The organism is Halobacteriovorax sp. GFR8 (genome assembly GCF_050955245.1).
Taxonomy (GTDB): Bacteria; Bdellovibrionota; Bacteriovoracia; order Bacteriovoracales; family Bacteriovoracaceae; genus Halobacteriovorax_A.
The window spans coordinates 39270-65247 of sequence record NZ_JBPBLR010000002.1 but is presented as its reverse complement, the minus strand read 5'-3'; the positions used below and the strand labels follow the sequence as shown (position 1 = coordinate 65247).

General features: G+C 36.4%; 23 protein-coding genes and 1 tRNA gene. 4 read left to right on the top strand and 20 right to left on the bottom strand.

The genetic code is table 11. From position 1 onward, the window contains the following. The first annotated feature begins 113 nt into the window (after positions 1-113). Positions 114-2072, top strand: a complete 1959-nt coding sequence (locus tag ACRXC1_RS00920; protein WP_433655776.1) for a transglycosylase SLT domain-containing protein — start codon at positions 114-116, stop codon at positions 2070-2072. Here ACRXC1_RS00920 and ACRXC1_RS00915 read toward each other — a convergent pair. Both ACRXC1_RS00915 and smc read right to left on the bottom strand, forming a co-directional pair. Further along, positions 2053-2643 (bottom strand): outer membrane lipoprotein carrier protein LolA, encoded by a 591-nt coding sequence (locus ACRXC1_RS00915; protein WP_393061389.1) that lies wholly within the window; start codon positions 2641-2643, stop codon positions 2053-2055. The two genes, ACRXC1_RS00920 and ACRXC1_RS00915, sit on opposite strands and share 20 nt — an antisense overlap. Then, entirely contained in the window at positions 2643-6326 is a 3684-nt protein-coding gene (gene smc, locus ACRXC1_RS00910; protein WP_393061387.1) for a chromosome segregation protein SMC, read from the bottom strand. Before smc ends, ACRXC1_RS00915 begins: the two co-directional genes overlap by 1 nt. A 229-nt stretch (positions 6327-6555) precedes the next feature. On the opposite strand from smc, the gene ACRXC1_RS00905 reads away from it, so the two are divergent. Then, entirely contained in the window at positions 6556-7689 is a 1134-nt protein-coding gene (locus ACRXC1_RS00905; RefSeq protein WP_392909728.1) for an HD-GYP domain-containing protein, read from the top strand. 34 nt (positions 7690-7723) lie between these two features. On the opposite strand, the gene ACRXC1_RS00900 is transcribed toward ACRXC1_RS00905, so the two are convergent. Next, a complete protein-coding gene (locus ACRXC1_RS00900; RefSeq protein WP_433655773.1) occupies positions 7724-8317 on the bottom strand; it encodes a LysE family translocator in 594 nt (197 codons plus the stop codon). Positions 8318-8391: 74 nt separating this feature from the next. Between ACRXC1_RS00900 and ACRXC1_RS00895 the strand changes: the two genes are divergently transcribed. Beyond that, positions 8392-8844: an Lrp/AsnC family transcriptional regulator gene (locus ACRXC1_RS00895; RefSeq protein ID WP_433655771.1), complete on the top strand. Its 453-nt coding sequence runs from the start codon at positions 8392-8394 to the stop codon at positions 8842-8844. Between the two features lie 15 nt (positions 8845-8859). Here ACRXC1_RS00895 and ACRXC1_RS00890 read toward each other — a convergent pair. The 3 genes from ACRXC1_RS00890 to rph form a co-directional block, all read right to left on the bottom strand. Then, positions 8860-8936 (bottom strand) — tRNA-Pro (locus ACRXC1_RS00890). A 70-nt stretch (positions 8937-9006) separates the two neighbouring features. Continuing rightward, positions 9007-9582, bottom strand: a complete 576-nt coding sequence (gene rdgB, locus ACRXC1_RS00885) for an RdgB/HAM1 family non-canonical purine NTP pyrophosphatase (RefSeq protein WP_392909724.1) — start codon at positions 9580-9582, stop codon at positions 9007-9009. Then, a complete protein-coding gene (gene rph / locus ACRXC1_RS00880) occupies positions 9582-10289 on the bottom strand; it encodes a ribonuclease PH (protein ID WP_433655769.1) in 708 nt (235 codons plus the stop codon). The genes rdgB and rph overlap by 1 nt, the downstream gene beginning before the upstream one ends. A 44-nt stretch (positions 10290-10333) precedes the next feature. Between rph and ACRXC1_RS00875 the strand changes: the two genes are divergently transcribed. Then, positions 10334-11002 carry a biotin--[acetyl-CoA-carboxylase] ligase gene (locus ACRXC1_RS00875; RefSeq protein WP_433655767.1) on the top strand — a complete coding sequence of 223 codons (669 nt, stop codon included), beginning with the start codon at positions 10334-10336 and terminating at the stop codon, positions 11000-11002. On the opposite strand, the gene ACRXC1_RS00870 is transcribed toward ACRXC1_RS00875, so the two are convergent. From ACRXC1_RS00870 to ACRXC1_RS00805, 14 genes are all read right to left on the bottom strand, one after another. Then, positions 11003-12265, bottom strand: a complete 1263-nt coding sequence (locus ACRXC1_RS00870; protein WP_433655765.1) for a response regulator — start codon at positions 12263-12265, stop codon at positions 11003-11005. 73 nt (positions 12266-12338) lie between these two features. Then, positions 12339-13082 carry a PP2C family protein-serine/threonine phosphatase gene (locus ACRXC1_RS00865; protein ID WP_433655763.1) on the bottom strand — a complete coding sequence of 248 codons (744 nt, stop codon included), beginning with the start codon at positions 13080-13082 and terminating at the stop codon, positions 12339-12341. Then, positions 13079-15322, bottom strand: a complete 2244-nt coding sequence (locus ACRXC1_RS00860) for an FHA domain-containing protein (RefSeq protein ID WP_433655761.1) — start codon at positions 15320-15322, stop codon at positions 13079-13081. Before ACRXC1_RS00860 ends, ACRXC1_RS00865 begins: the two co-directional genes overlap by 4 nt. Then, entirely contained in the window at positions 15303-16307 is a 1005-nt protein-coding gene (locus ACRXC1_RS00855) for an FHA domain-containing protein (protein WP_433655759.1), read from the bottom strand. Before ACRXC1_RS00855 ends, ACRXC1_RS00860 begins: the two co-directional genes overlap by 20 nt. Before the next feature lie 6 nt (positions 16308-16313). After that, the gene (locus ACRXC1_RS00850; RefSeq protein WP_433655757.1) at positions 16314-17885 is read right to left on the bottom strand and encodes an FHA domain-containing protein; all 1572 of its coding nucleotides are present in this window, start codon (positions 17883-17885) and stop codon (positions 16314-16316) included. Next, the gene (locus ACRXC1_RS00845) at positions 17873-18211 is read right to left on the bottom strand and encodes a DUF192 domain-containing protein (protein WP_433655755.1); all 339 of its coding nucleotides are present in this window, start codon (positions 18209-18211) and stop codon (positions 17873-17875) included. Before ACRXC1_RS00845 ends, ACRXC1_RS00850 begins: the two co-directional genes overlap by 13 nt. Continuing rightward, positions 18211-19395 carry a type II secretion system F family protein gene (locus tag ACRXC1_RS00840; protein ID WP_392909713.1) on the bottom strand — a complete coding sequence of 395 codons (1185 nt, stop codon included), beginning with the start codon at positions 19393-19395 and terminating at the stop codon, positions 18211-18213. The genes ACRXC1_RS00845 and ACRXC1_RS00840 overlap by 1 nt, the downstream gene beginning before the upstream one ends. A 97-nt stretch (positions 19396-19492) precedes the next feature. Further along, the gene (nagZ, locus tag ACRXC1_RS00835; protein WP_433655753.1) at positions 19493-20554 is read right to left on the bottom strand and encodes a beta-N-acetylhexosaminidase; all 1062 of its coding nucleotides are present in this window, start codon (positions 20552-20554) and stop codon (positions 19493-19495) included. Then, positions 20555-21382 carry an ABC transporter permease gene (locus ACRXC1_RS00830; RefSeq protein ID WP_433655751.1) on the bottom strand — a complete coding sequence of 276 codons (828 nt, stop codon included), beginning with the start codon at positions 21380-21382 and terminating at the stop codon, positions 20555-20557. It abuts the gene before it with no gap. After that, positions 21382-22278, bottom strand: a complete 897-nt coding sequence (locus ACRXC1_RS00825) for an ABC transporter permease (protein ID WP_433655749.1) — start codon at positions 22276-22278, stop codon at positions 21382-21384. The genes ACRXC1_RS00830 and ACRXC1_RS00825 overlap by 1 nt, the downstream gene beginning before the upstream one ends. Next, positions 22275-23030 carry a hypothetical protein gene (locus tag ACRXC1_RS00820; RefSeq protein ID WP_433655747.1) on the bottom strand — a complete coding sequence of 252 codons (756 nt, stop codon included), beginning with the start codon at positions 23028-23030 and terminating at the stop codon, positions 22275-22277. The genes ACRXC1_RS00825 and ACRXC1_RS00820 overlap by 4 nt, the downstream gene beginning before the upstream one ends. Positions 23031-23033: 3 nt before the next feature. Continuing rightward, positions 23034-23825 (bottom strand): hypothetical protein, encoded by a 792-nt coding sequence (locus ACRXC1_RS00815; RefSeq protein WP_433655745.1) that lies wholly within the window; start codon positions 23823-23825, stop codon positions 23034-23036. Positions 23826-23844: 19 nt separating this feature from the next. Beyond that, positions 23845-24885, bottom strand: a complete 1041-nt coding sequence (locus tag ACRXC1_RS00810; protein WP_021266421.1) for a rod shape-determining protein — start codon at positions 24883-24885, stop codon at positions 23845-23847. A gap of 21 nt (positions 24886-24906) precedes the next feature. Beyond that, on the bottom strand, positions 24907-25965 hold the full coding sequence (locus ACRXC1_RS00805; RefSeq protein WP_433655743.1) for an AMP nucleosidase: 1059 nt from the start codon (positions 25963-25965) through the stop codon (positions 24907-24909). Positions 25966-25978: the final 13 nt, after the last annotated feature.

Below are 25978 nucleotides of genomic sequence, written 5' to 3'. Positions count from 1 at the left end.
CTTATAGTGTTAAACCGACGTTTTTTCAATGCCTTATGTAATTTTTTTAGGAACAGAAATTCCTATTTTCAGATACTTGAAGGAAGTTACTTAAAGGCCTATCCTAGTAGTTAATGAGATTTACCTTACTAACTACATTTATTTTGGCCCTGTCTTGTACAAATTTAACAAGACCTCCTAAAACCAAGCCACAAGATGGTGCTCTAACGAATTTGCTATCGAAAATTAGTAAAAACAATTCAGTTAGCTGTGATGAGTATCGAAAGTTCTTACATACAGAATTTCCTTTACGCCCTTGGCTCCACGCTAATTACCACAAGAATTGTACAAAGAGCATTCAGGAGTTAAGTGAAGAGTATAAAAATACTGAAGCTTATCCTTACTGGGCCAGAGAAGAGCTTATCGATGCGATTATTTCAAAGACATATTATACTGAGGTCTATGCCAGTGCGGTTTTAAATAAGGTCGACTACCTTAATACCAAAGGTGAAGTTGAAAGACTCTTAATTGATGCCATGAAAAAGTTCGAAGATGGTAGCCAGCTACAAGAACGTATCTATGAAAAACTCATTGATGTCTCACCTCGCTATATGAAAGAGCCACAACGTGAAAACTACTTAGATGTGGCCAAAAGTTTTGAACAAGATCGCCAATTCGTTAAGGCCCGTACATATTACCGAAAAATTATTCGCGATAAAGATACTCTTAAAGAAGATAAAGTCGAGGCATGGTTTAGGCTTGCTCACTCATATAAGAGAGAAAGAAAGAACGATAGCTTTAGAGATAATATCAGAAGCCTCGTACTGTACCTACAAAAGAATCGAGAGAGCCAAGAGCTTAAAGAGAAACACGCCGAGTACACAATTCGTCTCGCTCGAATTTACTGGACACAAGACAATCTTCAAAGGGCCGTAAGAGTCCTAAGAAACCTCCTATTATTTAAAGAGGTTCCAACAGAGTATGTCGTCACAACTTATTATACGATAGGTGGAATTTTTGAAGATCTAAGAAAGTATGATCGCTCAATTAAGTTCTACAAGAAAGCCTATGCAGCAGTAGAAGAAAAGCATGAGCATCTTGAAAGCATTGTATGGAATGTAGCTTGGACAAATTATAAAGCTGGTAATTATGAAGAGATGATTCAATGGTTTGATCGCTATGAAGAAAAGAATAGCGATGAACCCAACTATCGTTTTCTCTACTGGAAATTTGTGGGGTTAAAAAAGCTTAATCGTTTTGATGAAGCCCAAAAATTACTTCTCAGAATTCAAAAAGAAGATCAATTTGGTTACTATGGTCAGATCGCTCATATGAATCATACGAAGCTCAAGCATATCGATTACCGCGAGAAATTTGATATCTCAATTGATGAGCTGGCATGGGCGGTTTATCTTGGGAACACTGATCTTGCTAAGAAAATTATTGATAGTAATGATAAAGTCAGCTTTAGTGACCTATATGCTGCCAAGTACTACAATATTATGATTTTCAAATTCTTTAGAGAGGACTCCAAGACGCAAGAGAAGATCCTAAAAGAAGACCCGCAATTTGCCTTTCCTTTGGCATTTAAAAAAGAATTCTTAGAAAACAATCGCTCAAAAACGGTAACAACACCACTGCTGATGAGTATTGCACGTCAAGAGTCAGCATTTAATCAATATGCAAGATCACCTGCAGATGCATTCGGGCTGCTTCAATTAATTCCAGAACAAGGAAAGAGGCTTTCTCGTCGCTACAAAATTCCGTACGAAGGATACGAGGATTTATATAATCCAAATATCAACATTACTTTTTCCAGCCTTTTATTAAATGAGCTTATGAAGAGAAGAGATAATAATTTTATTGATTTTGTAGCAAGCTACAATGCAGGGGGAACACCAATTCGCCGTTGGCGAAGCCGTATTATCCTTCCAGACTTAGAGTTTATTGAAGAGATCCCTTATAAAGAAACGAGAAAGTATGTAAAACTGGTCGCTAGAAACTATCTTATTTACTCTCGTCTTCTAAGTAATGAGCCGTTAACGTTGAAAGAAAATTTCTTCCGTGGTGGTTTTATTGATATGACACATTAGCATTCTTTGGAACGTTAAGGATGAAGTGCTTTGTCTTAAAGCTTTCGTTCTTAACGTTACTAAGCTCAAGCTTAACAACCTTTCCATCAGCGTAATTAATATCAATTGAAGCAATATTAGAAAATTCTTTCTTGCCCTTAAAAGTTAGTTTTGTTTCAACAACACCAGTTGATTTTACAGAAGCCTCTGTAAAAATGAGAACACTATAACTTGCCCCATCTTTAACTTTGTAATTCTTATTCGATTTTAGGCCACTTTTTAAAAGATCAAAAAAGTTAGATAGGCCTTTGTCGCTACCCTTATGAATAATTACTTCAGCTGGATCACCCGGCATAAAGCCGTCTCTTTTAATCCAAGTTGTTTTCTCATTTGTTACATAAACAAGTGCATCAGATCCCTTTTGTTCAAGCCTAAGCTTACCAGGGTACTCGTAATCAAATTGTCCAGTCGACTCTTTTGGAGTTCCTGTCAGTTGATTTTTTACAATTTGCTTATATTGAGTCGAAAAAGACCTTGGGACAAATCCCAAGGCCATATTAGAAATAATTAAAAGTGGTAGTAGCTTTTTCATTACTGTAATTGTACCGAAACTGCCTTCGAAACACCAGGCTCCTGCATTGTTACACCATAAAGTGTATCATTTAGCTCCATTGTTTTCTTATTGTGTGTAATAAGAATGAACTGTGATTCAGCACTCATTTCACGAAGAAGTTCATTAAAACGTCCAACGTTAGCGTCATCAAGCGGAGCATCGACCTCATCCAGTAGACAGAATGGTGAAGGTTTAACCAGGAAGATCGAGAAGATTAGAGAAACCGCAGTCATGGCCTTTTCACCACCAGACATTAGGTTAATATTCTGCATTTTCTTCCCAGGTGGTTTAGCGATAATATCAACACCACATTCAGCATCATCAATATCACCAACGATCTCAAGGCGAGCTTCCCCTCCACCAAAGATGATTGGGAAAACTTTTCTAAACCTCATATCAACTTCTTCAAAAGCAACCTTAAATCTTTCTTTTGATTTCTCATCGATATGATCGATTGCATTTTGCAGATCTTCTAGAGACTTTCTTAGTTCAACTTCTTGAACCTTTAGGAAGTCGTAACGAAGTTTTTGTCTATCGTAGTCCTCAATTGCTTGCCAATTAATTTCCCCTAGGCGACCAAATTCAGACTTATAGTTCTTAAGCTTAAATCCTTGATCCTTAAGGTCTTGACCGTACTTACGAACAAATTCATATGTTTCTTTTTCAATTTCTTTTGGACCATTTTCAGTTTCCATAAAGTACATTGTTGAAACATCATTAAGTTTTTCAAAGTCAGATTCATTATACTCTAGGTAGCGTCCAAGGGACTCACGAAGGTCTACGCGATACTTTTCAAAGATATTGCGAACGTTTTCTTCTTCTTCGTTAAGGCATCTCTCAAGACGAACTTCTTTTTCAGCAACTTCTTTATCGGCCTTATTTATATTTTTCGATAGTTCCTTAACCTGATCTTCTCTTTCTTGCATCGCAAGTAGAAGTTCAGAGAATTCATCCTTCATAATACTTAGGACTTCATCTTTACTTGCAAGGATATCTGCTTTTTCATTGTTTGAGATTTCAAGCTCTTCGATCTCAACTTGCATATTTTCAAGTTCACCTTCTAGCTTAGTGATAAGCTCAGTATTTGATTCCTTACGAAGGTTTTGTTTTTCAATTTGCTTTTCAATATCTTCAGACTGAGAACGTAGTGAGTTTACACGTTGCTCAAATGTCTTGGCCTCAACTTGTTTTGAAACGTATACCTCACGATCAGCTTCATAAACTTCATTCATTTCATTATAGCTGTCACGAAGATCTTGAACTCTTTCACTAATATCTGCGATGGCTTCTTCAACTTCCGATTTATCCTTGTTGAATGACTCTTCTTTTTCAAGAATTGCAAGTCTTAGCTTAGAAGTTTCATCTTTACGATTCTTTAAGATATCAAGTCTTGTATTCCCCGACTCCATTGAAGCAAGCTTAGACTCAAGAGCAGAGTTCTTAGCTGCATAATCAGCACGAGCTTCACTTAGAGAAAGACGAGAGTCTTCAAGTTCATCAACTTTACTTCTTAGTAATTCATTTGAAGCTGTCACCTCTTCTTCAAGATTAGCTACTTTTTCATTAAGACTTACTAATTCATTTTCAAGGGCCTCAATTGTATTATTTCTCTCAATAGCACTTTGTCCCTGCTCACTAGACCCCTTAACATGAAGAACTGTTGCATTTTGACGATTACGTACTTGGATATTACCGCTGATGTCTGAAATTCCACCAAATGAGATTGAACTCTCTAGTGAAACAACCTTATCAACATCAAGAGTCTCAACAATAAATAGACTTGATAAATATGGAGTAAGCTTTGCTTTATATTCTTCAGGAAGCTCAATGATATCACTTAGAGTCGTTAACTCTGCTCCAAGCTTAACTTGAATTCTTTCACGAGCTTCAGCAGAGATAATATCTGCAGACTTATCAGCTAGTAAGATTTCAAGAGCATTTTCATCATTCTCAGTAACCCAATTTTTAAGAAGAGATAAGTCACTCTCTGAAGTAACAAGAGACTCTAGAAACTCTCCTAAAAGAGCTGTTACAGCTTTTGTATACTTATCATCACACTTAATAATATTACCAAGAACATTGTACTTATCAGAGTCCACTTCACTTAGGAATTTAGAAACACCTTCTTTTGCACCTTCAAGTGAAGAGCGAATTTCCTTTAGTGAAGAAAGTCTTGATTGCTTTGTAATTTGTTCTTTCGTTAAATTCTTAAGCTCAGATTCAAGTTCACGATCTTTTTGTGTAAGTTCGTTTACCGTTTCCTTCAGAGTTAATTCAGACTCTGTTAATTCTTCCACTAAATTCTTAGCGGCCATAACATCATCTCTTTCCTTTGCTAGTTCACTTGAAACACCTGAGTACTGTTTCTCAATTGCTTCAATTTCTGTTGCAAGGTCTTGAAGAGTTGCAGCGTATTCTTCAAGTTTTGAGTTATTTTGGAAAGCTTGTTGATCCATTTTAACAAGCTCTTCTTTCTTAATTGATAGTTCTTCTTCAAGCTCGCTAATTTGCGCTTGTCTATCTTCTAACTCAGACTTAAGCGTCTCAAGCTTTTCACTTGCCGCTTCATAGTCATAATCTTCTTTTGAAGAAGTAATTACATCGTTGATCTCAGTTTCAATCTCTTCTTTCTTAAGAAGTCTCTCTTCGATCTCTTGAGCTAGTTCATCAATTTCTTTTTGTCTTTGCTCTAGTTGCTCTTCCTTATCAGTTAAAGACTTACAAAGTGCATTTAGTCTTTCTTCTGCAGCAGCTAGTTTATTTGAAACTTCATTTCTTTCTTTTTGAGATTCATCGATTCTTGCAGTCTTCTCTTCTCTTTCAAAACGCTCTTCTTCAAGAGAAATTTCAAGAGAATCCTTCTTCATACTCCACTCTTCAAGATTGGCCTTCTTTTCAAGAAGTTCAGCACTACCGTCGCGAAGCTCACGAAGATCTTCGAATACTTTATGTGCAACAACAGAGATTTCAGTGCGTTTGATTCTATCTTTAAGCGTACGAGCTCTTTCAGCTTTCTCAGCTTGTTTTTGTAGAGACTTTAAATTCTTTTCAATTTCAATTGTGAGGTCATTTAGACGATTAAGGTTTTGTTCAGTAGCCTCAATCTTTCTCATTGATTCTTTCTTACGAACTTTAAACTTCGTAATACCAGCAACCTCTTCAATCATTGTACGACGCTCAACTGGCTTTGCTTGAACAAGTCTGTTGATCTCACCCTGTGCGATAATCGAATATGATTTTGCACCAGCACCTGTATCCATAAATACTTCTTGGATATCTTTTAGACGAGCTGGCTCTCCGTTGATACGGTACTCTGTATCACCGTTTCTATAAAGCTTTCTTGTTAGTTGAATCTCAGAAGGGTTTGCAACTTTTCCACCAATGTGAATATGCTTTCCATGCGTGTTTTCTAAAACGAGAGTTGCTTCTGCCCATGCAGCAGGGTTATATTTTGAAGAACCTGCAAAGATAAGGTCCTTCATCGAATTCCCTCTTAGGTGTTTAGCTGATTGCTCACCCATAATCCAAAATAAGGCATCAACAATATTCGATTTACCGCATCCATTTGGCCCAACGATCCCAGTAATACCATCGTCAAAGTTAATAATTGTACGATCTTTAAAGGATTTAAAGCCCTGGATAATTAGTCTTTTCAGTTGCACTTTGATTCACTCCGTCAATTTATCTCTATAATGTGTGTTGTGTAGGCCTTAATGTACCATTTTAAGCACCTAATCGTACACTTTTAAAATTTCAGTTACGCTAAATAAGAAATGTGTTTTCAGGCACTTAGCGTGCTCAAATCCTAACAAGAACTAACACAATATATTTACTTGTACGTATTTCGTACTAGCACTTTACCTGAACACCAATTATGCCGATAAAAGTGCAATGGATAGCAACTCAAAAACAGTTTATTTTACGATCGACTTTCACCTCGTAGTACGGGAAAAGCCGCTTCTATACAATATCTACATCAACTCTTCCACGGTCAAAGGAAAGGATCACTACGTAAAAATAGTGCGCCCCGGTGAAGTACTTAATGATGAGGATATTGAAGGTTTTAAAAAATATCAGAGAATCCATGTTCTTGAATCAGAACGAGGACTTTATCTAAAGTCACTGGCCGAAGATGAAAACATAGAATCTATTGATAAGGTTTCTGTTATCAAAGACTCCGCAGTAAAACACCTGGATGATATCTTTAACCCTGGAAAAGAATTCAATACTGAGATTCTTGGGGAAGCACTCGATGGTTGTCATGACTCAATGAAGGCCATGGTAGATGTTATCAAAGACTACGATATCAACAGTCTAAAAAAACTTATTGGAGATTTATCTTTTCATGACTTCTACACATATGACCACTCTATCAATGTAAGCATGTACAGTGTTCTTATTTATAAACAACTTAAACCTAAAGCAAGTGAAGCAGACCTGGTAGCGATTGGACTTGGTGGTCTTCTTCATGACCTAGGTAAAACAAAAATTTCTACAGAAATATTAAATAAGACAGGAAATCTTACAGATGAAGAGTTTGCAGAAATAAAAAAACATCCAGAGCTCGGTGTTGAATTATTTCGAGAAGCAAACCCTGAATTTCCAGGTCTTAAGAAAGAGTCGATTGAAAAAGTCATCGTTGAACATCATGAAAATATTGATGGCTCAGGTTATCCAAAAGGAATCAAAGGCGAAGATCATCATATCTTTTCTAAAGTCGTTTCTATTGCCGATTTCTTCGATGCCATAACAACGAAACGATCATATTCACAGGCCCTTCCGATTGAGGATGCACTAGAGATTATGAAAAGAACTGTTGGTAAGAAGATTGATTCTGAGATTTTTGACTTCTTTGTAAAGAAAGTTTCAAAGGTTCTACTCACAGGTAAGACAATGATTGAACTTCCAGAAGACTTCAACACAGAGATTGCTCATGCTGAACTTCCGATTCAAAAAGTACAACCTAAAAAGCTTGGTGAGAACTTTACCAAAGCTTCTGATAATCCAAATAAAATTACAAAATAAAGAGTAGAGGAATTTCTTCCTCTACTCTTTTATTTTACTTCAAAACTAAAACGGGAAATAGAGAACCAAATAAAAGTACGGCCAAGACAATGTTAAAGATGGCCAAACGATATCCTTTCTCAAGAAAGGACTTAAGTCTCAGTCCAGCAAATACCCAAACAGAAATCGCAGGAATATCAACAAGACTATAAGCAAGAATCACAGCAACAACACCTAGTGTATTTCCATTTGTATAAATGGCCACTGCTGAAAGGGCCATCGTCCATGCCTTAGGATTAATCCATTGAAACATTGCCGCTTCAATGAATGACATAGGTTTTTTTATTTGAGCTTCTTCTTTTGCAAAAGTACTGAATGCAATTTTAAAAGCAAGAAGGGCCAAGTAAGTTCCACATGCCATTTGCATAATTTTTTGGATACCTGGATAAGTCTCAAAAATATCAGAGACACCAAAACCAATGACCGCGATCATAAAGATAAAACCAAAATAAACCCCAAGCATATGAGGTATGGTTTTTCTAAAACCGTGATTGGCCCCAGAAGACATCAAGAGAATATTATTTGGTCCCGGCGTAATAGCGGAAACAAAGGCAAAAGCTAAAAGAGGGTATAGATTTGTCGTGCTCATAGGGCACAGTTTACTCCATTTTAAGAATAAATTTATTGCAAAGAACCATACAATTAAGGGATAATTTGCAACATATGAAGAAACTTGACACCATTGACGAAAGAATATTGCAAGAATTAGAAAATGACGGAAGAATCAGTAATTCTGATTTAGCGGAAATTGTTGGCCTCTCACCTTCGGCCTGCCTTAGACGAGTTCAAGAACTTGAGAAGTCAAAGATCATCACAGGTTATCGTGCAAGAATCAATCGAGCCAAGCTTGGTACAAGTTTTACGGCCTATATAACTGTTGGTCTTTCTGTTCACACAAAGAAGTCACAAAAAGATTTTGAGATGGCGATTGCTGAGTCACCTGAAGTCATCGAGTGTCACAATGTTACAGGAAGCTTTGAGTATATTTTAAGAATTGAGACGACTGACCTTGTTTCTTATAAGACGTTTCACACAGATGTTCTTGGAACACTTCCACAAGTAAATTCAATATCAACATACGTTGTACTTGAGTCACCGAAAGATAAAAGAAAATAGAAAGGGATTTTAAAATGGTCGGAGTAGCAGGATTTGAACCTGCGACCCCTTGCTCCCAAAGCAAGTGCGCTACCAAACTGCGCTATACTCCGACATTGAAATTTTGGGTAGGCTATTTATAAGTGATCTTAACCTTTTTGGCAACCCAGAAATTAAACCTTTTTAAAGTTCTTGAAAAAACTTTATAGCAGCTGATACGGCCTTGGCCCTGTGAGAATTTTCATTCTTCCACTCTTCTAATTGCGCTACAGTTTGATCAGGAAAGGCTTTAGGGCAAAATACAGGGTCATAACCGAAGCCCCCATCACCTATGTAACTATCTGAAATCTCGCCTTCCATTCTTCCCTCAAAAAAATATATTTCCTCTGGAGATAAATAAAAACATAGGACACAAGTAAAGTAAGCATTTCGGTTTTGTTCACCTTTTAGCTTCTCTAAAAGTAACTCGGCCCTTTGACGATCAGCTAAACCTTCCCCGCCAAAACGCGCAGAGTAGATTCCTAACTCCTGAGGAAGAGCTTCAACTGTGATCCCTGAATCGTCTGCGACGACAGGTATCTTAAATTCCTCATAGTAAGCTTGTGCTTTTTTAAGAGCATTCTCTTGAAAAGTATTTCCATCTTCCACAACATCTAGTTTTGCGGCTGCTGCATTAATTGTAATATTAGTTTCTTTAAATAAAACAGCAAACTCTTCTGCCTTGTGGGCATTTCCAGTCGCTAAGATAAATTCTTTCATTATTTCCCTAGTGCTTCTTTTTGTTTTTCAAAAACAACTTTTAAAGACTCGGCCGCACAATCCATTAGTGCATCCATTTGCTCTCTAGAAAAAGCTTGTCCCTCTGCCGTTCCTTGTACTTCAATAAACTTTCCAGACTCAGTCATGACAATATTCATATCTGTATGACAGCTTGAATCTTCTTCGTAATTTAAGTCAGCAATGATCTTACCCTCACCATTAATTCCACAACTGATCGCCGCTAGTGGCTCAATAATTGGGCTTTCAGTAAGTTCACCTCTTGCAATTAAACTTTGGATTGCAAGTTCAAGAGCTATGAAACTCCCAGAGATTGAAGTTGTTCTCGTTCCACCATCGGCAACCATAACATCACAATCAAGAGTGATCATGCGCTCACCAAGTTTTTCAAGATCAACGATTGCTCTTAAGCTTCTTCCGATTAGGCGTTGAATTTCTTGTGTACGGCCACCAATTTTAGAGCGCTCTCTTCTTGATCTTGTATGAGTAGAACTTGGTAGCATTGAGTATTCGGCCGTTACCCATCCTTTCCCACTTCCTTTCATCCATCTTGGAACACTTTCTTCAATTGAAGCTGTGACATGAACCTTAGTGTTACCAAATTCTGCAAGAACTGAACCTGCTGCATATGGATTGATATTAATTGAAAAATTAACTTCTCTTGGAGTAGAACGTTCGATAAGTGACATATTGAATACCTCTGAATTTATTAGTATTGTTCGATAATAACATAATGAGAAAATCTATGAAACACCTACATTTTGAAGAAATTCCATCGACCCAAACAATTGCCATTGAAGAAGCGCACCATTATGACCAATTACTTGTCAGTGCCAAGCTTCAAACTTCCGCAAGAGGACGTCGACTTAATAAATGGGAAGACCTACAAGATAGTCTTTGTTTCTCTTGTAAATTAGAGGCCCAAGAGAAGCCAACTCTACTGGCCCTTGAAGTTGCTGTAATGCTTAGTAACTATTTTAATGAGCACAAGCTGCTTCTCAAATGGCCAAATGATATTTTCAATGTAGATAGTCAAAAAATTATGGGGATCTTAGTTAATAAAGACGATGATAACTATATCGTTGGTATTGGTATTAACTATGGAGGACTTCCTCATGAAACATATGGGGTGTTAAAACCTGGAAATAAGTTAAGAGATATCGATTATAAAGAATTACCACTTAAAATCTATCATTACTTTTTAAATAACAGACTTACGGAAGAAGAGACTATCAATCAATGGAATGAAAGATGCTATCATCTTAACAAAGAAGTTAAAATTGTTGACGAAGACTCTGTTATAGAAGGTATTTTTAAAGGAATTGGGGGCTTTGGAGAAGCGCTCATTGAAGTGCAAGGAAAAATAGAGAAAGCCTATACAGGCTCTCTCATTATTAAATAACTATTCTGAAATTGAAGTTAAAACTTGCTTACTAATATTTTTAAGTTCTTTCTTAATAAGATTTTCTGCAAGATCAGGAACGATTTCCCAAATAATTTTTTCAATATTTTGCTCACAATATTCACGAGCATATTTTTCAATAATTGGTGCAACTTCATTTCTAAGCTCAGCTTTAAGCTCTTCAACGTCTACGGATGGTGCTGCTGTCGCAGGAGCTGCTGAAGTTGAAGTATTAATTGATGCAGTCGTCGATGTACCAAATGAGAAATCATCATTCATTTGTGTTACTGATGAAAGATTGATTTCATGCTCATCTTCTTCAGGAGATGAGAACATCTCAGAAGACTCTTCATCTGCATCCCATAGGTTCTCATCAGAAATTTCTTCAAAGTCTTGGTCATCATCAGTCGAAGCTTCAAAAAACTTATCGTCTTCAGCTTCTTCAATATTCTCTGGGGCCTCAAAAGCTATTTCTTCAGACTCCTCTTCTTCAGGTTCTGGAAGATCAAAGTCATCTCCCAGCTCGTCATCCAAGTTTCCAAAATAATTGCTTACATCCAGCACAGAAGAAGATGCATCTTCTTGTTTGGCTTCAGGAAGACCTTCAATAACAGGTGGAAGTGTATCAAATTCTTTTGTTACATCACTACCCTTTAGATTTGTAGGATCAAACCCCCAACCATCTAATTCAGACTGTAAGTTATTATCTATGTCTTCAGAGTCACCATCAAATGTATTATTAGCTGTAAGATCAAACTCTTGAGTCTTATCTTCTTCAGATTGAGCAATTGAGCTATCAACGTCCCAACCAGAAAAATTATCTTCTTCTTGGTCATTGCTCTCAAAACTTTCTTGAGTATCTTCTTGATCATCTTCAAAAGCATCATTTAATGTATCCATCTCAGATACACCACTTTCGATTAACTCATTACATAAAGAAATGAATTTTTCCGTCTCAAATGGTTTAACAACCTTATCTGAATAACCACTAGAGCGTAATTTATTCTCGTCAACGATATCAAATGTACCAAGCATTGCTAATACAGGCGTTGTAGGAAATTTCTTACGAGTCTCTTCTCCTAACTTATAGCCATCATCAGAAAGGCCGAAATCGAGAAGGATAAGATCGAAATCATCACTTTTTGAAAATAATTCTGACTCATCAAGAGCTGAAACAATTTCAAAATCTTGATTTGCGAATGTAATATTTATTACTTTTTGGATTGTCTGACTGTCGTCAGCAACTAATACCTTTTTACTCATATAAAACCTCAATATATTGTTACGCAAAAAATCCAGCTAAGCAAGAGACAGTTTTAATGATTACGGTATGTTTCTAAATGATTGAATAGATAATAGCTGACTGATTATCTAGATTACCTCGACGATTGGCCCCATCAAAAAGATTATTAATCTGAATAACTTCATCTTGAGAAGATTCTTGAATGATTCTCTTAATATCGTGAAGACTTAGGCTTCCATAGACACCATCGCTCAAGACTATAATACGATCATTTGGTTCGACATTTAACTCCCAAATTTTAGGAGCAATATCCTCATATAAACCCAGAGCAACTAAAGGGAATGTACTTTTTTGATGTGAATTATCTGAAATTGAAATTTGTGTAACACAGTCAGGAGTATTAACTAGTGACAGATCCCCATCACGATACATGAGAACTAAACAATTACCACATGAAACGATTGATAGAATATTCTCAGACAACATAGTTAAAGCAGCGGAAACTCCCCCCTTATCATTGAGGGGCTTACTCTTATTGATATCAAGAAGATTCTTATGTGCAATAAACATTGCATTCACTAAGGCATTAGTTTCTAATACATATTGCGGTGAATAGAAGTACGGCATTGTCGCGTTCGGATCACCTGATAGTTTTGAGAAGTATGAGTCAATTGACCTTTTAGCACTTTCTAAATTTCTATCTGATATACCAGAGCCACCAAAGCCATCAAAAACTCCAAAAATCTTTTGTTTAAGATTAATGAAAGTATTATCCTCATTTAGATTTAAATAAGGGCCCTGATGTGTTCTAGCAAAGAAGCTTTGGATTTCTCTCATAGATTTTTCAGCCTTTCACTGGCCTTAAGGTAGTATTCGTTATCAATAGGTGAAATTTGTTGCACCTCTTGAAACTTCTCACGAGCATCTTCAAAAGAGCCAAGAGACTCTGAAATTAAACCCTGTCGATATACCTTTCTTGCCCTTCTCGTTAGTGTATCATTAATATCATCCAGTTCACTTTGGGCATCCAGTTCACTAGGATTATAACGTAAGACTTCTTTAAAAACTTCATAAGAAGCCTTAAGATCTTCGGCCTCTTTTAATGAACGGGCCTTTCCTAGTAATGGGCCAGTAATATTCTTAAGATTCTGACGAGACTTCTTAAGCATATCCACTGCTTTCTTCATGAGGTCTTCATCCATCGACTTTTCACTTATGAATAACTCCAAAGCACCAATGGCCTTAAACCACTCTTCTTGAAGAAAGAGTGTTTCTCCTGGTTTTAGAGCATCAACCATACGTTGTCTTTCCGCTTTCTTTTGAGCTTCTTCAAGTTCTTTTCGATTCTTTTCTTTGATATAAGAATCTAGCTCTAATTCAAGGTTAGCAACATCATAATTATTTGGATCAAGCTCTTTTATCTGTTGGAACAACCCACGAGATAAAGTGACATTTCGCTCTTTTACCGCATCTGCTGCTTTATCGAGTAGATTCTTCACCTTAGCTTGAATGAGCTTTCTCTTTTCTTCAGCACGTCTTTCAAGTTCTGCCTTTTCAAGCTCTGCATACTTATCTTTGGCAAGCTGATAAAAAGTTTGGGCCTGTTTATAATCTTTAGTAATCAGAAATAGCCTTTCAAACTCTGTGATTGCTTCTGCAACATTTCCTTCATTAGCATAACGAGTTGCTAACTGATAGAGGGCCTCTGCTTTTTCCTGCTGTTCTTTTGTAAGCTTCTTATCGATAGAAGTTACAACCTGTTTCTTCTTTTGCTCTTTTGCCTGTTTATCTTTTGCTGTCGCTTTTGGCTTCTCTCCACTATCAGGGAATAAGAACATATAGACACCAAGAAGTACGACAGTATAAATTAGAACTTTCTTACGTTTTTCTGGGTCGTTTAGAATTCGCTTTATAATAGATTTTTCTTCACTGGCCGCTGAATTATCAGATAACTCGAGATCATCAAAGCCTTCATCATCTTCTGATACTTCAACAACTTCTTCGACTTCAATAACTTGGTTATCTTCAACAGGCATCAGCATATCTTGCTGACTTTTAATAAAGTCACTTGCAATTTTAACTGTAAAAGTCGTCGAACCTATAATGAATTCATCACCATTTGTGATTTCTTTTTGGTTAATTCTCTTACCGTTTAGAATAGTCCCATTGGCCGACTGTAAATCTTCTAAAACACACGTGATCTTATTTTTTCTGAGAACAGCATGAACAGAAGAGACCTCAGGGTCTGATAAAACAATCTGACACTTACTTGGATCTCGTCCTATATAAGTCTCAGGTAGCTCAAGGTTAAAATGATCGTAAGGAACATCTTCACCAAATAGCTCAAGCACAAAGTTAGCAAAGCCTGAGAAAACTTGAGTTTTATCTCCTACATCATCATCTAATGTATCAATATCGTATGATTCATCACCATAATTATCGTCATATTCACCGTCATAGTTTTCGTCGTAGTTTTCATCAAAGCCTTCAGAAAAACCCTCTTCTTGCTGACCAAACTCATCAAAACCAGCATCTTGGGTTTCTATATTTTCAGAAGCACTGAATTCATCTTGAACTTCATCGTTGGAGTCTTGCGTCGGAGCATCAAAAGCCTGAGTCTCTTCTTCAAAATCGGATGAGTTATCGATCGGGCCATCAATAATGGCAGTCTCTTCCTCTTCAACTGAATCTTCTGGCTCCACTTCTCCAAAATCATCTTCTGGTAATTGTGGCTCCACGCTTTCTTGAACTACCTGTTCTTCGACTTCGAGGCTTTCAAATAAAACCTTATAATCATTACAAACAAGATAGTAACCACTTGAGACAGGAATCTCTTCAAGAAACATTGGTGCATTATTCACTAAAACAGTATCGTAAGTTGATAGTTTATTAAGTGTCCAACTTACACCGTTAAAATTTAGGCTTGCGAGTCTTCTTGAAATTTGAGGATCATCTAAATGAACGTGGGCTTCTTCAGAACGACCAATTAGGAAACTAGAGCTCTGCCCCATGATCACTTGATCATTAATCTCAATACGATTAAGAATTGTTCCATGTTTAGAAACAGTAATTATCACTCTTTTTCATCCCTAATTTTTCGGCCATATCTTCAACGTTTTTCTTAGCTTCGATAAAGCGTTCATCTGTCTTATATTCAATTAAAAGCTTATAGATTGCACAGTACGTTCCCAATGCTCTATTATACTTCAAAGAATCTTTATTCTTAGTTGCTTGATCAAACATATCTTTAATTTTTTCATCAAGCCTCTGTTTTGCAATATTTAAGTGATAGGCAGCATTCCCATCATTTGGATCGAGAGTTAACGCTAAGTTGAACTCTTGCATGGCCCTAAAGTAATTACCTTCTCGTGCCTCACGTCTACCACGATGAATATAGGCTTCAACTTTTTCTCGTGTTTCAAAGTCCTCAACATACTTGCGACCGGTATTACTATTTGAAGAGTCAATAATTGTACTACCTTCTTTTTTAACACTGGACTTTTTTGTCTTAGTATCGTCCCCGTCCATAAAAAAGAGTAACCCCATGACAGCAACTGCTATATAGATCAACTTCTTTCGTTTCTCTTCAGGAGTAGCAGGGCCCTTTTTTTTCTTAGGCTTAGCCTTCTTCTTTACTTCTTCTTCCTCTTCTTCCTCGTCTTCATCCTCATCATCTTCAGGGTCTTCATATTCAACGAGGGCCTTCTCTTCTTTCACTTCAATAAAAGAGTATTTGAAAACAGTCGAGCCAACGATTATTTTATCGCCAGACTTAAGCTTGTGTTGAGTAACCTTTAGATCATTTACCATCACACCATTTTGTGACTTAAGATCAGTTAACGTGTATTCATTATTTACACGTGTTAATTCAATATGCTCACGAGAAGCTTGAGTATCAAGAATTTGAATGTCGTTTGAACTTAAACGACCAAGAACGATTCGATTACCATTTAAGTAATAACAAATACCTTTATTCTTCCCAGTCATACAGATAATACGATGGTACTGCCCAGAAGACTCTGGGGAAGATAAATTCTTTGTCATTCTAATTGCGGCAACCATTTATATTTAGTCCTCTTTAATTAGTGTAACATAGAACGCTTTAGCAAAATTATCTCGCCCTATTAAACTCGTAACAAAAATATTATAAAAGTGCCCAGAAAGTTCATATTCACCCTTCTGAGATGTACCTCCATTGTCAGCAGAGGCATCACATAATTCAATTATAGTAGCTGCAAATCCTTTTTCACGTGCCACATCTAAGAGGCTCATTCCCTCAGAAGAGCTCCCCCTAATTGCCGTGATATCTTCAGCTAGTGTATTGATATGAGACAGATTCTTTTGTGAATCTAAAACAAGGACTGCCCCTTGGGCTCCTTGCATGAACTCGTATAAGCTCGAAACATAGGATTCATCACTTTCCATTTCATCGAAGCTCATTTCATCATCAGTTTTTTGAAGCTCTCTAATTCTTTGAATCATGGAGTTGATCGATGACCTCAGTGGATCAATTTCCGACCAAAGGTATTCACTATCAACGCTTTTACGATTTCCTCTTAGTGCCTCTTCAATTTGAAACTTCATTTCATCTAGATGCCTAATTGTCATATAGTAGACAATAGCGAAGAAGACGATAGAAGCAATAAATGAAGTAATAAGCGCCTCTAAGTAAGCAACGCGACTTTTCGAGGCCTCATCAGCAATTGAAGAAGGCTTAAACCTAATCGCAATTACACCTACTACATCAAGCTGGCCTGTTTTAACATTAGTTGCTTTAATCTTTTGTCCAATTCCAATTTCACCATTTGATAAACGACTTACCATTGGACGATCATCAGAATTTTTCATAGTCCTTTCGGCCCACTCTCTTACTTGGACAGAAAAAGGGTCATCAATATACATATTAAGCTTTGTAAGAGGTCTTACAATTCGTCCATCGATGTCAAATAGATCATAAGAAACAACGCCGTTATTACCTTGTTCCATAAACTTCGTGTCGACTCGATCAAGATCTTTTCTGGCCAAAGCACCTCTATTTTGTCTTTTAATCTCATCAGCATAGTGAGCACCACGCTTAGCGACCTCTAGAAGTAGTAAACTTTGCGAAGTCTTCATAACTGGAAATATTGTAAGCGTTACGGTAACAACAACAAAAATTGCCAGTAAGATACCTGTTAACACACGCCACTCATACTCTTCATTGATCCCATGAACAAGTGGCATTAAACGATATTTAAAAAGCCAGATAATCTTACCAAAGATATTCTCTGGCATTTCACCACCAGTAATATATGTTGGCTCATCATCTTCTTCTACGGCTTCAACTCTCTTTTTAATAATCTTCTTTTTCTCTTTAACAAAGACAACCTGAAGAATTGAATCTGGAAGCGCTATCTTATCACCGTTTTTAACAGTCGCTCTCTTGACAGCTTTACCGTTAACAAATGTACCATTTGAACTTCCAAGATCTTTAACAAACGCAACATCTTGAGTAACTGTAACTGATAAATGCTTTTTAGAAACACCATTTACAGGAAAGTGAACACTGCATTCCTCAGAGCGTCCTAGGGTATTTTCCCCTTCTTCTAAAATATACTCTTGTCCACGTAGCTTACCAGCTACAACAACTAACTTATACATAACTCTAGAGTATCCCCTTCCTTAATCTCTTGAGGCAACTGTCCATCGGCCAACTCTAGTACACGACTAGCACTGAAAACAATTTGCGTATGTCTCCATGGTTTTAGTCCACGGTATATTTTCTTTATTTCGTTCTTACTATTAAAGAACACAACATCGATTTTATAATTCATAAAACATGTATGAATCGCGTTTGTTCCATAGAAAATCATGCCATCAAATCCGTCCATGCTTTCAGAAAACATTAGTCCTTTTAGCTTCTTGTAAAAAGAGTCTGCTACTATCGCTTGCTTGCAAATTTCAATTCCATTACAAGAAATCTTCATTACTTTCCTCCTACAAGCTCAACAACAAGAGGAGCAAAGATCATCAACAGAACAGATGGAACGATAAATGCCATCATCGGAAATAAAATTTTAGTGGCAGCAGTGGCACCTTCTTTTTCAATTTGAGCTGATTTCTTTTGTCTGATCTCAATTGATAATGCTTTTAGTATTGGTCCAATTGAAGCACCGACAGAGTCAGCAGCAATAAGAGTTGCACAAAATGAAGATATTTGAATTAAGTCCACTCGCCAGGCCATATTTCTTAATGCCTCAGCACGACTTGCCCCAATCTTAATTTCTTTAAGAAGGATTTCGAATTCTTGAGTTAGCGGACCTGGCTTCGCTTTATCCACAACTTTTGTCATTGCAGCAATAAAATCTAGACCAGCTTCAACAGAAAGAGCTAGCATATCAACAGAAAATGGCATTCCATTAATAATATCTTTTTGGCGTTGTTCAATTTTTCCTTTAATCCAAATATCAGGATATAAGAATCCAACAAGGGCCATAACAGGTATTAACGATAGCTTCCAATCAGCTTCAGTAAATTCTCTTACAGCTAAGAACATAATTGGAAAACCAATGATGAGAAATAACTTAAAGGCAAAGAAGTCTTCAGGTGTCATGTCCTCTGTTAATCCAGCACTTGCTAACTTTCTTTTATACTTCTCTTTAATTTTCTTTTTGCTCTTCATCGAAGAAACTATGGGCGAGATATAGCGCTTAAAGAAAGGCCTAGAGTATTGGAGAACAAAACCATGCTTCTTAACATTATCAGCTTTCTTAGAGCCGCCTTCCTCTAATTTTTGTGCCGCTTGAAATGATTCGTTATCTTGAAACATCATTTGAGTCACAATATAGACGGCAATCCCAATAAGAATAATTCCGGCCCACATAAGGAGTTGTGAACTTTCAAATAACTCAGCACCCTTTCTATAATCACAAGCATTCTGCTCACCATTATCACAGGCACTAATAATTAACTTCTTTCCTTCGGCAGCGTAGTTAATACCATCTTGTTTAAAGCTCTTATCAGTAAATGTTTGATAAAGAAGACCTTGCTCAAAACAGCTTGATTGATTTCCTTTTTTACAAGATTCATCAAGTAAGTTTGCATGGTCACGTTTTGAATAATTGGCATAGCTCTGCGCATTTGCATCGAATGTTACAAGCAACGTAAACATGTAAAACAATAAAGAAGTTATGAGACCTTTAGTCATAACATAAGAATATCAAAAATAATTGATTTCAAGCAGTTAGAGGCAATATTGGCCCTATGTGCTAACCTTGATTAACCTGCTCAACAATAGATAAGTTCTCTTTGGTTCCCACCTTACCTGCGACGTCAGGAATATAAGTAGGTGAGTAATTTGATAGGTATTTTTTCTTAAGCTCTAAAACTCGTTCATATTTTTGTGAGATATCCACTTTATCAATATCACCGGCTTCAAATGCCTGTTTCACATAATCATATGCTTCACGACAAGCTTCAAATGAACGATATTCAATAACATCTGCACCGGCACTAAGAGCTTTTAGAGCTGCTTCACCAATTGTAATTTCGTCAGAGATGGCCTTCATTTCCATATCATCAGATATAATTACTTTCTTAAAGCGCAGCTCTTCACGAATTAATTCATAAGCCTTTTTGGAGAATGTACAAATATTATCTGGATCGATTGCATCCACTTTTAAATGTGCCATCATAACAAAATCAACTCTTGCTTTAACAGCTTTTACAAATGGAATAAATTCATTTTCTCTAAGTTCTTCAAGAGACTTATTAACTACTGGAAGTTTAAAGTGTGAATCTTCTAATGTGTCACCATGTCCAGGAAAGTGTTTTGCACATGACATAATTCCACTAGTTTGTTGTCCACGAATAATCGCTGAAACAAATTTCGTTACATCATCAGCATTATCACCGAATGCACGGTCACCAATAACAGTATTTTTTGGATTTGTGAAAATATCACAAACAGGCCCAAGATTTAAATTTACTCCACAACTTAAAAGTTCATTAGACATCAATTGCGAAATTTCAAAGCATAGCTTTGGAGAAGCAGTTTTTGCAACGTCTAACATCGGTGGAATTATAGTAAAGCCTTCACGAAATCTTTGTACTCGTCCACCTTCATGATCTGTTGCTATGAAAAGTGGATAGTTATCACGTAGTGATTGAATATTGTTAATTAGCTCTGCTAACTGAGCTGGAGACTCATAGTTTTGTTTAAAAAGAATAACTCCACCAATATTTTCTTTTTGAATAAAGCTTTCTTCTTCTGTCGTTAATTGTGTACCACTGATACCAGTAATAAATAATTGACCTAATATATTATTCATCTATTTGCCTTTACCTTTAAGTTTTGGATCTAAGTAATCTCTTAGGCCATCACCAAAGAGATTTAAAGAGATAATTAAACCTGTCATTAGTAAGCTAGTCACGATTACAACATGAGGTGCCTCTAAAAGAACTAGCTTTGCCATCGCAAGGATTGCTCCCCATGAGTATTCACTTGCTCCCAATCCAAGGAATCCTAAACTAGCCTCACTAATTATAACTCCACTTATTCCAAGAACAAAGTGAATGGAAATAACTGGTACAATACTTGGTAAAATTGACTTATAGAATAAACGAAATTCACTTACTCCTATTGCTCTTGCACTTTCAACATATCCTAAATTTAAGACACGCATTGTCTCGCCTCGAGCAATACGAGCATAACCAGGCCATGATGTGAAAATTAGACAGAGTACTAATCCAGTAAAAGATTGTCCCGAAAAAGACATAACTAAAATGGCGAGTAAAATACTAGGAAAAATAAAAATTAAGTTAGTAAACATATCCATTATTTCAGAAACAAACTTAATTTTTATTGCAGATAGATAACCTATAACAATACCAATAACACAAGCACTAGAACTGATTAAAAGAGAAATCCCTACTGTGTAAATAAGCCCAACGCTAAGAACCTTAAATAAGCTCCTTCCATTGATGTCTGTGCCTAAAAAATAATCTTGTGAGAAAGGTGCAAACAATTCATGAGATATAATACTTGAAGGAGTATAGTTAAAACCATTCATAAATAACCAAAGTAAGGCCCAGAGAATATATATTGAAAGGATGACGCCACCGAAGATCATTTCATTGTTTATTTTCTTCTTTCTCACTAACCTATCCTTGGATCAATTTTTTCATTTAAATAATCAACTAATACATAAACAAGCATATAGATAACTGTTGAGTAGGCGATAATCCCCTGTACCAGAGGATAATCACGATTATTAATGGCCTCAAACAATAGAGAGCCAAGACCAGGAATATCAAAAATAGTTTCAGTAATAACAGTACCGGCCAGTACTACAGAAAGTTGAATTGCAACAACATTTAAAATCGTCGGCATACAAATTTTAACTAGACGATATACGATCGCAGAGTTTGAAAGTCCCTTAGCATTTAAAACCAAAACCCATAACTGAGATTCTTCTTCAAGATACTTATTTCTCATTACTCTTACGATAACAGATGATAGAGGAAGAACTAATGTCGTCACAGGAATTACCATATGCATGACAGATTCCCACTGAGAAACTGGAAAAATCCCGAGCTTAATTGAAAAAACTAAAACAAGTAATGGAGCCAAAGAGAAGATCGGAAATGACAACAGAGTTAAAGTAATTACACGTATGGCCGTATCTGGTAATTGTGATTTCTTAATTGCAGAAATAACACCGATGGCAATTCCAATTGGTGTTGATATTAAAATTGAAATTAATGCCAACACAAGAGTTGGTGGCAAGTTTTGTTTTATTAGAGTAACAACTGACTCTTTCTTAAAAAATGACTTTCCTAGATCAAGAGTGATGATTCCTTTTGCAAAATCAACATATTGCTCAACAAGTCCTTTATCAAGTCCAAGTTCAGCACGATACTTTTGGATCTCTTCAACCTTAGCTTCGGGCCCAAGTAATCTTTCCACAGGATCACCAGGAGTTAATCTCAAGGCGAAAAATATCGTAGTGATTGCAAAAAATAATGTAAAAAATGATTTTAAGAATAACTTCATTTAACCAACTCTTTTGATAGGCCCTGGGATGCCCAGTAGTGACCAACAACATCTAGGTTCTTATTTAATATATAAACTTGCTCCTGGCCGCCAGCGGCTAAGAGAAAGCGATAATTTCCTTTTTTATCAAATTCATCAAAACTTAATCTTGCTTCAGAAAGGATTTCTTTAGGAATATTTAAATATTGTTCTTGGAAGTATGGAAAGCTTTCCCAAAGAATATGAAAATTCATGTCACCATTTTTTTTCTCTATGGCCTTCTTGATAAACCCTGATACCTTTGCACAATCAATAATCGATGAATAAAAACAAATTGCTTTTACTCCACGAGGAACATCAAACTCACGTTGTCCCAACCATTTATACTCTGGTGAATTTAGATTATAGAGGATCTTTCTTCTTTTTAAGTCAATCTGTCCACTTACTGTGTAAACATCATTATTTAAATAAAATGTTGATTCGTACTTAATTGGTACTAAGAAGAATACTTCCTTAGCAATTTTCTTTCTCTTTGAGATAACTATAGTCTTCTCATAGACTTTAGATTTGTTAACTGGAGAAACAATCTGTGTTTTACGTACGTATTCACGATCCTTGTTAAAACCAGACATCATTTCAACAAGATACTCGCCACTTACTTCTAATTGCTTATATTGATTAGTAGCCGCCGTCAGCTGATCATTAATATCCTCGTTCAGCACACTACATGAAGCAATTAAGAATAGAAAAAGCACACCAAGAGGTCGCAACATAAACTACTCCTCTATTTTTTGATTAATATACTTATTAAATTCCTCATCAAGTGAAGTTAAAATTATTGATTTATCATCAAGCTCTTGCAGATATGATTCTAGCTCACCATTACTCTCGAATTTAATACCAATTTTTTTCATTGGAATATTATCGAGTCTAAAATTTACATAATCGATATCGTAAACTTTTTGGATATTTGAGATGTCATATGAATTTTTCTCTAAAACTAAAGTTCCCATTGAGAACTTCTTATTTGAGAAGTTTTTGAAGTCCTGAAGAGACATAACAAAGGAAGCGCCATTACTTGAAATATCAATTAACTTAGCACCTCTTAATTCAGGAAAGTCACTCATTGAGCTAGAGAAATCTTTAATGAATGAATCTTCTTTATTTTTAGATTTATTAAAGTGAAGAACATTATCTGCAGAAGGCAGATCTTCTTCAACAGCATCAAAGTAGAGATATGAAGAAGTCATATATGAAACATTGAATCTCATATCTGCTCTTCTTTCACTTCGATAAACTTTACCATCGATTTTTAACTTACCACCATCAACAATCCCCTTAAAAAAGTAGCTCATATAGCGAAGACTAAAATTCGCCATAACAACACCATCAAGTGAGTGATTATCATCAATAATTAGAGTATCTTCTTCAATTGCAAAAATCTCAACAGAAGCAACTTGCTGTGAGTTCGTCCAAATTTTTAATTTACTCTTTGTGGCAATGAGCTCCCTGATTTTTAGTTTTATATCAGAGAGCTCTAATTCGATAAAAAGATTTTTAGAATTCAATTGTAAACCTATCTTCGACTTATGATAGAGTCGCTACTTGTTTTAAAAGATCGATTGACTCTAGTGCCTTACCACATCCACGAACAACACAAGTAAGTGGATCTTCAGCAAGAGCTACCGGAAGACCAGTTCTTTCTTTAATTAAAACATCTAGGTTTGCTAGAAGTGAACCACCACCAGCTAGAATAATTCCGTTATCAACGATATCGGCTGCTAGCTCAGGAGGTGTTTTTTCTAATGAAGTTTTGATTGCTTCAACAACTTCTGCGATTGGATCAGAAAGAGCATCTCTGATTTCGTCAGAAGTAACTTCGATAATCTTTGGAGCACCCGCTACAAGGTCGCGTCCCTTAACTTCATATGTTCTTACTTCATCATCAAATGGATATGCATTACCAATCGACATTTTGATTTGTTCTGCAGTTCTCTCACCGATTAGAAGTGAATACTTTTTCTTAATATATGAAGCAATTGCTTCATCAAATTTATCACCTGCAACTCTTTCAGATTGAGAGTAAACAATACCACCAAGTGAAATGACTGCAACTTCAGTAGTACCACCACCAATATCAACAATCATATTACCTGAAGGCTCAGTAATAGGAAGTCCAGCACCAATAGCTGCGGCCATTGGTTCTTCAATTAAATAAACTTCACGAGCACCTGCTTGCTCAGCAGATTCTTTTACCGCACGCTTTTCAACCTGAGTAATTCCAAAAGGAATACAAATGATAATTCTAGGCTTAACAAGCTTTGAACCTGATAGTGATTTTTGGATGAAGTACTTAAGCATCGCACCTGTCACTTCAAAATCAGCGATTACTCCATCTCTCATAGGACGAATAGCTTGAATAGATCCAGGTGTACGACCAAGCATTTGTTTTGCTTCCGCACCCACAGCAAGTACTTTTGAGCCAGTACCTTTATACCCTTGGTGTACTGCTACAACAGAAGGTTCATTAACAATGATTCCTCTATCTTTAGCGTAAACAAGAATATTTGCCGTACCTAAATCGATCGCAAGATCGTTTGAGAAGAAATTAAAAAATTGCTTTAACATTTCATATTCCTTTATAAAATTTTACCAATGATAGTGTCTGATATTCTCACCGCGGTCAGCAATGTCTGCCATTGCCTCTATTCCAAGTTCGATGTGAATATCTGTATATTTCTTGAAGACTGACTTAGCAGACTTCTTCGTCTTAATACCATCTTTAGTCATTGGACAATCAGAGATTAAAAGTAATGCTCCGATATTTACCTTACTTACAAAGCACGAAACAAAAAGAGCGGCCGTTTCCATTTCAACAGCTAAAACTCTTTGCTCAATTAAGCGTTCCTTAAAGCGATCATCAAACTCCCAGAATCGATAATCTGTAGAGTGGATCGTTCCAGTACGGTAATCATGCCCATGTTCTAATAATATTTGAGAAACGAATTTTTGTACTTTAAATGTTGGAAGGGCAGGAACTTCCCTAGGAAGAAAGTGCTCAGTAACACCCTCTGCTCTAATCGAAGCAATTGGAAGTACAAAATCACCAACTTTAAGAGAAGGGTGAACAGCACCTGCAAGACCTAAGAATAGAACGGCCTTTGGATGGATAACTGAAATAAGCTCACCAATAAGAGCGGCCATTGCAGCACCTACACCAAATTCAATAATTGTAACTTTTGCCTTCTTAGAACTTGAAGCTTTAAAAGCTGAACCTTGCGTATAAACATGGTCATCAAGAAGAGCATTGAATCTTTCTACATAGTAGTGAAAATTCGTTAAAATAATTTGTTGTTGGAAGTCTTTAAAATCATGACCCGTATAGCGTTCGATCATATCAATTGCGATCTTACGCTTGTCTTCATTCCAGTGAATACGACGTGCTCTAAGAGCAGCTTTTTTCATTTCTAGGTTAGCACCTAGCTCTGGAGTCTTGGCCTTATTATTTAGAGAAAGTTCATCAACAAATGCAGTTGATAAACTAGCCTTTGTAGGAGAACCTGTCTTACGTGAAGAAGTTTTCTTTACGGCTTTTTTCTTTGTTGCTTTCTTCGTTACTTTCTTTCTAGCAACTTTTTTAGATGATTTTTTTGTCGTTTTGCTCGCAGCTTTTTTCTTAGCTGCCACTTTTTTCTTTGCAGCGCACATTCCGTTATACCTT

Excerpts from the sequence above, each read along its gene's own strand:
- ACRXC1_RS00820 (WP_433655747.1), bottom strand. The coding sequence starts at position 23,030 with ATGTTGCGACCTCTTGGTGTGCTTTTTCTATTCTTAATTGCTTCATGT.
- ACRXC1_RS00825 (WP_433655749.1), bottom strand. The coding sequence starts at position 22,278 with ATGAAGTTATTCTTAAAATCATTTTTTACATTATTTTTTGCAATCACT.
- ACRXC1_RS00900 (WP_433655773.1), bottom strand. The coding sequence starts at position 8,317 with ATGAGCACGACAAATCTATACCCTCTTTTAGCTTTTGCCTTTGTTTCC.
- ACRXC1_RS00865 (WP_433655763.1), bottom strand. The coding sequence starts at position 13,082 with ATGAGAGAAATCCAAAGCTTCTTTGCTAGAACACATCAGGGCCCTTAT.
- ACRXC1_RS00805 (WP_433655743.1), bottom strand. The coding sequence starts at position 25,965 with ATGTGCGCTGCAAAGAAAAAAGTGGCAGCTAAGAAAAAAGCTGCGAGC.
- ACRXC1_RS00915 (WP_393061389.1), bottom strand. The coding sequence starts at position 2,643 with ATGAAAAAGCTACTACCACTTTTAATTATTTCTAATATGGCCTTGGGA.
- ACRXC1_RS00905 (WP_392909728.1), top strand. The coding sequence starts at position 6,556 with ATGGATAGCAACTCAAAAACAGTTTATTTTACGATCGACTTTCACCTC.
- ACRXC1_RS00850 (WP_433655757.1), bottom strand. The coding sequence starts at position 17,885 with ATGTATAAGTTAGTTGTTGTAGCTGGTAAGCTACGTGGACAAGAGTAT.
- rph (WP_433655769.1), bottom strand. The coding sequence starts at position 10,289 with ATGTCACTTATCGAACGTTCTACTCCAAGAGAAGTTAATTTTTCAATT.
- ACRXC1_RS00855 (WP_433655759.1), bottom strand. The coding sequence starts at position 16,307 with ATGGTTGCCGCAATTAGAATGACAAAGAATTTATCTTCCCCAGAGTCT.
- ACRXC1_RS00845 (WP_433655755.1), bottom strand. The coding sequence starts at position 18,211 with ATGAAGATTTCTTGTAATGGAATTGAAATTTGCAAGCAAGCGATAGTA.
- ACRXC1_RS00840 (WP_392909713.1), bottom strand. The coding sequence starts at position 19,395 with ATGTTTACGTTGCTTGTAACATTCGATGCAAATGCGCAGAGCTATGCC.
- rdgB (WP_392909724.1), bottom strand. The coding sequence starts at position 9,582 with ATGAAAGAATTTATCTTAGCGACTGGAAATGCCCACAAGGCAGAAGAG.
- nagZ (WP_433655753.1), bottom strand. The coding sequence starts at position 20,554 with ATGAATAATATATTAGGTCAATTATTTATTACTGGTATCAGTGGTACA.
- ACRXC1_RS00870 (WP_433655765.1), bottom strand. The coding sequence starts at position 12,265 with ATGAGTAAAAAGGTATTAGTTGCTGACGACAGTCAGACAATCCAAAAA.
- ACRXC1_RS00920 (WP_433655776.1), top strand. The coding sequence starts at position 114 with ATGAGATTTACCTTACTAACTACATTTATTTTGGCCCTGTCTTGTACA.
- ACRXC1_RS00895 (WP_433655771.1), top strand. The coding sequence starts at position 8,392 with ATGAAGAAACTTGACACCATTGACGAAAGAATATTGCAAGAATTAGAA.
- ACRXC1_RS00875 (WP_433655767.1), top strand. The coding sequence starts at position 10,334 with ATGAGAAAATCTATGAAACACCTACATTTTGAAGAAATTCCATCGACC.
- ACRXC1_RS00810 (WP_021266421.1), bottom strand. The coding sequence starts at position 24,885 with ATGTTAAAGCAATTTTTTAATTTCTTCTCAAACGATCTTGCGATCGAT.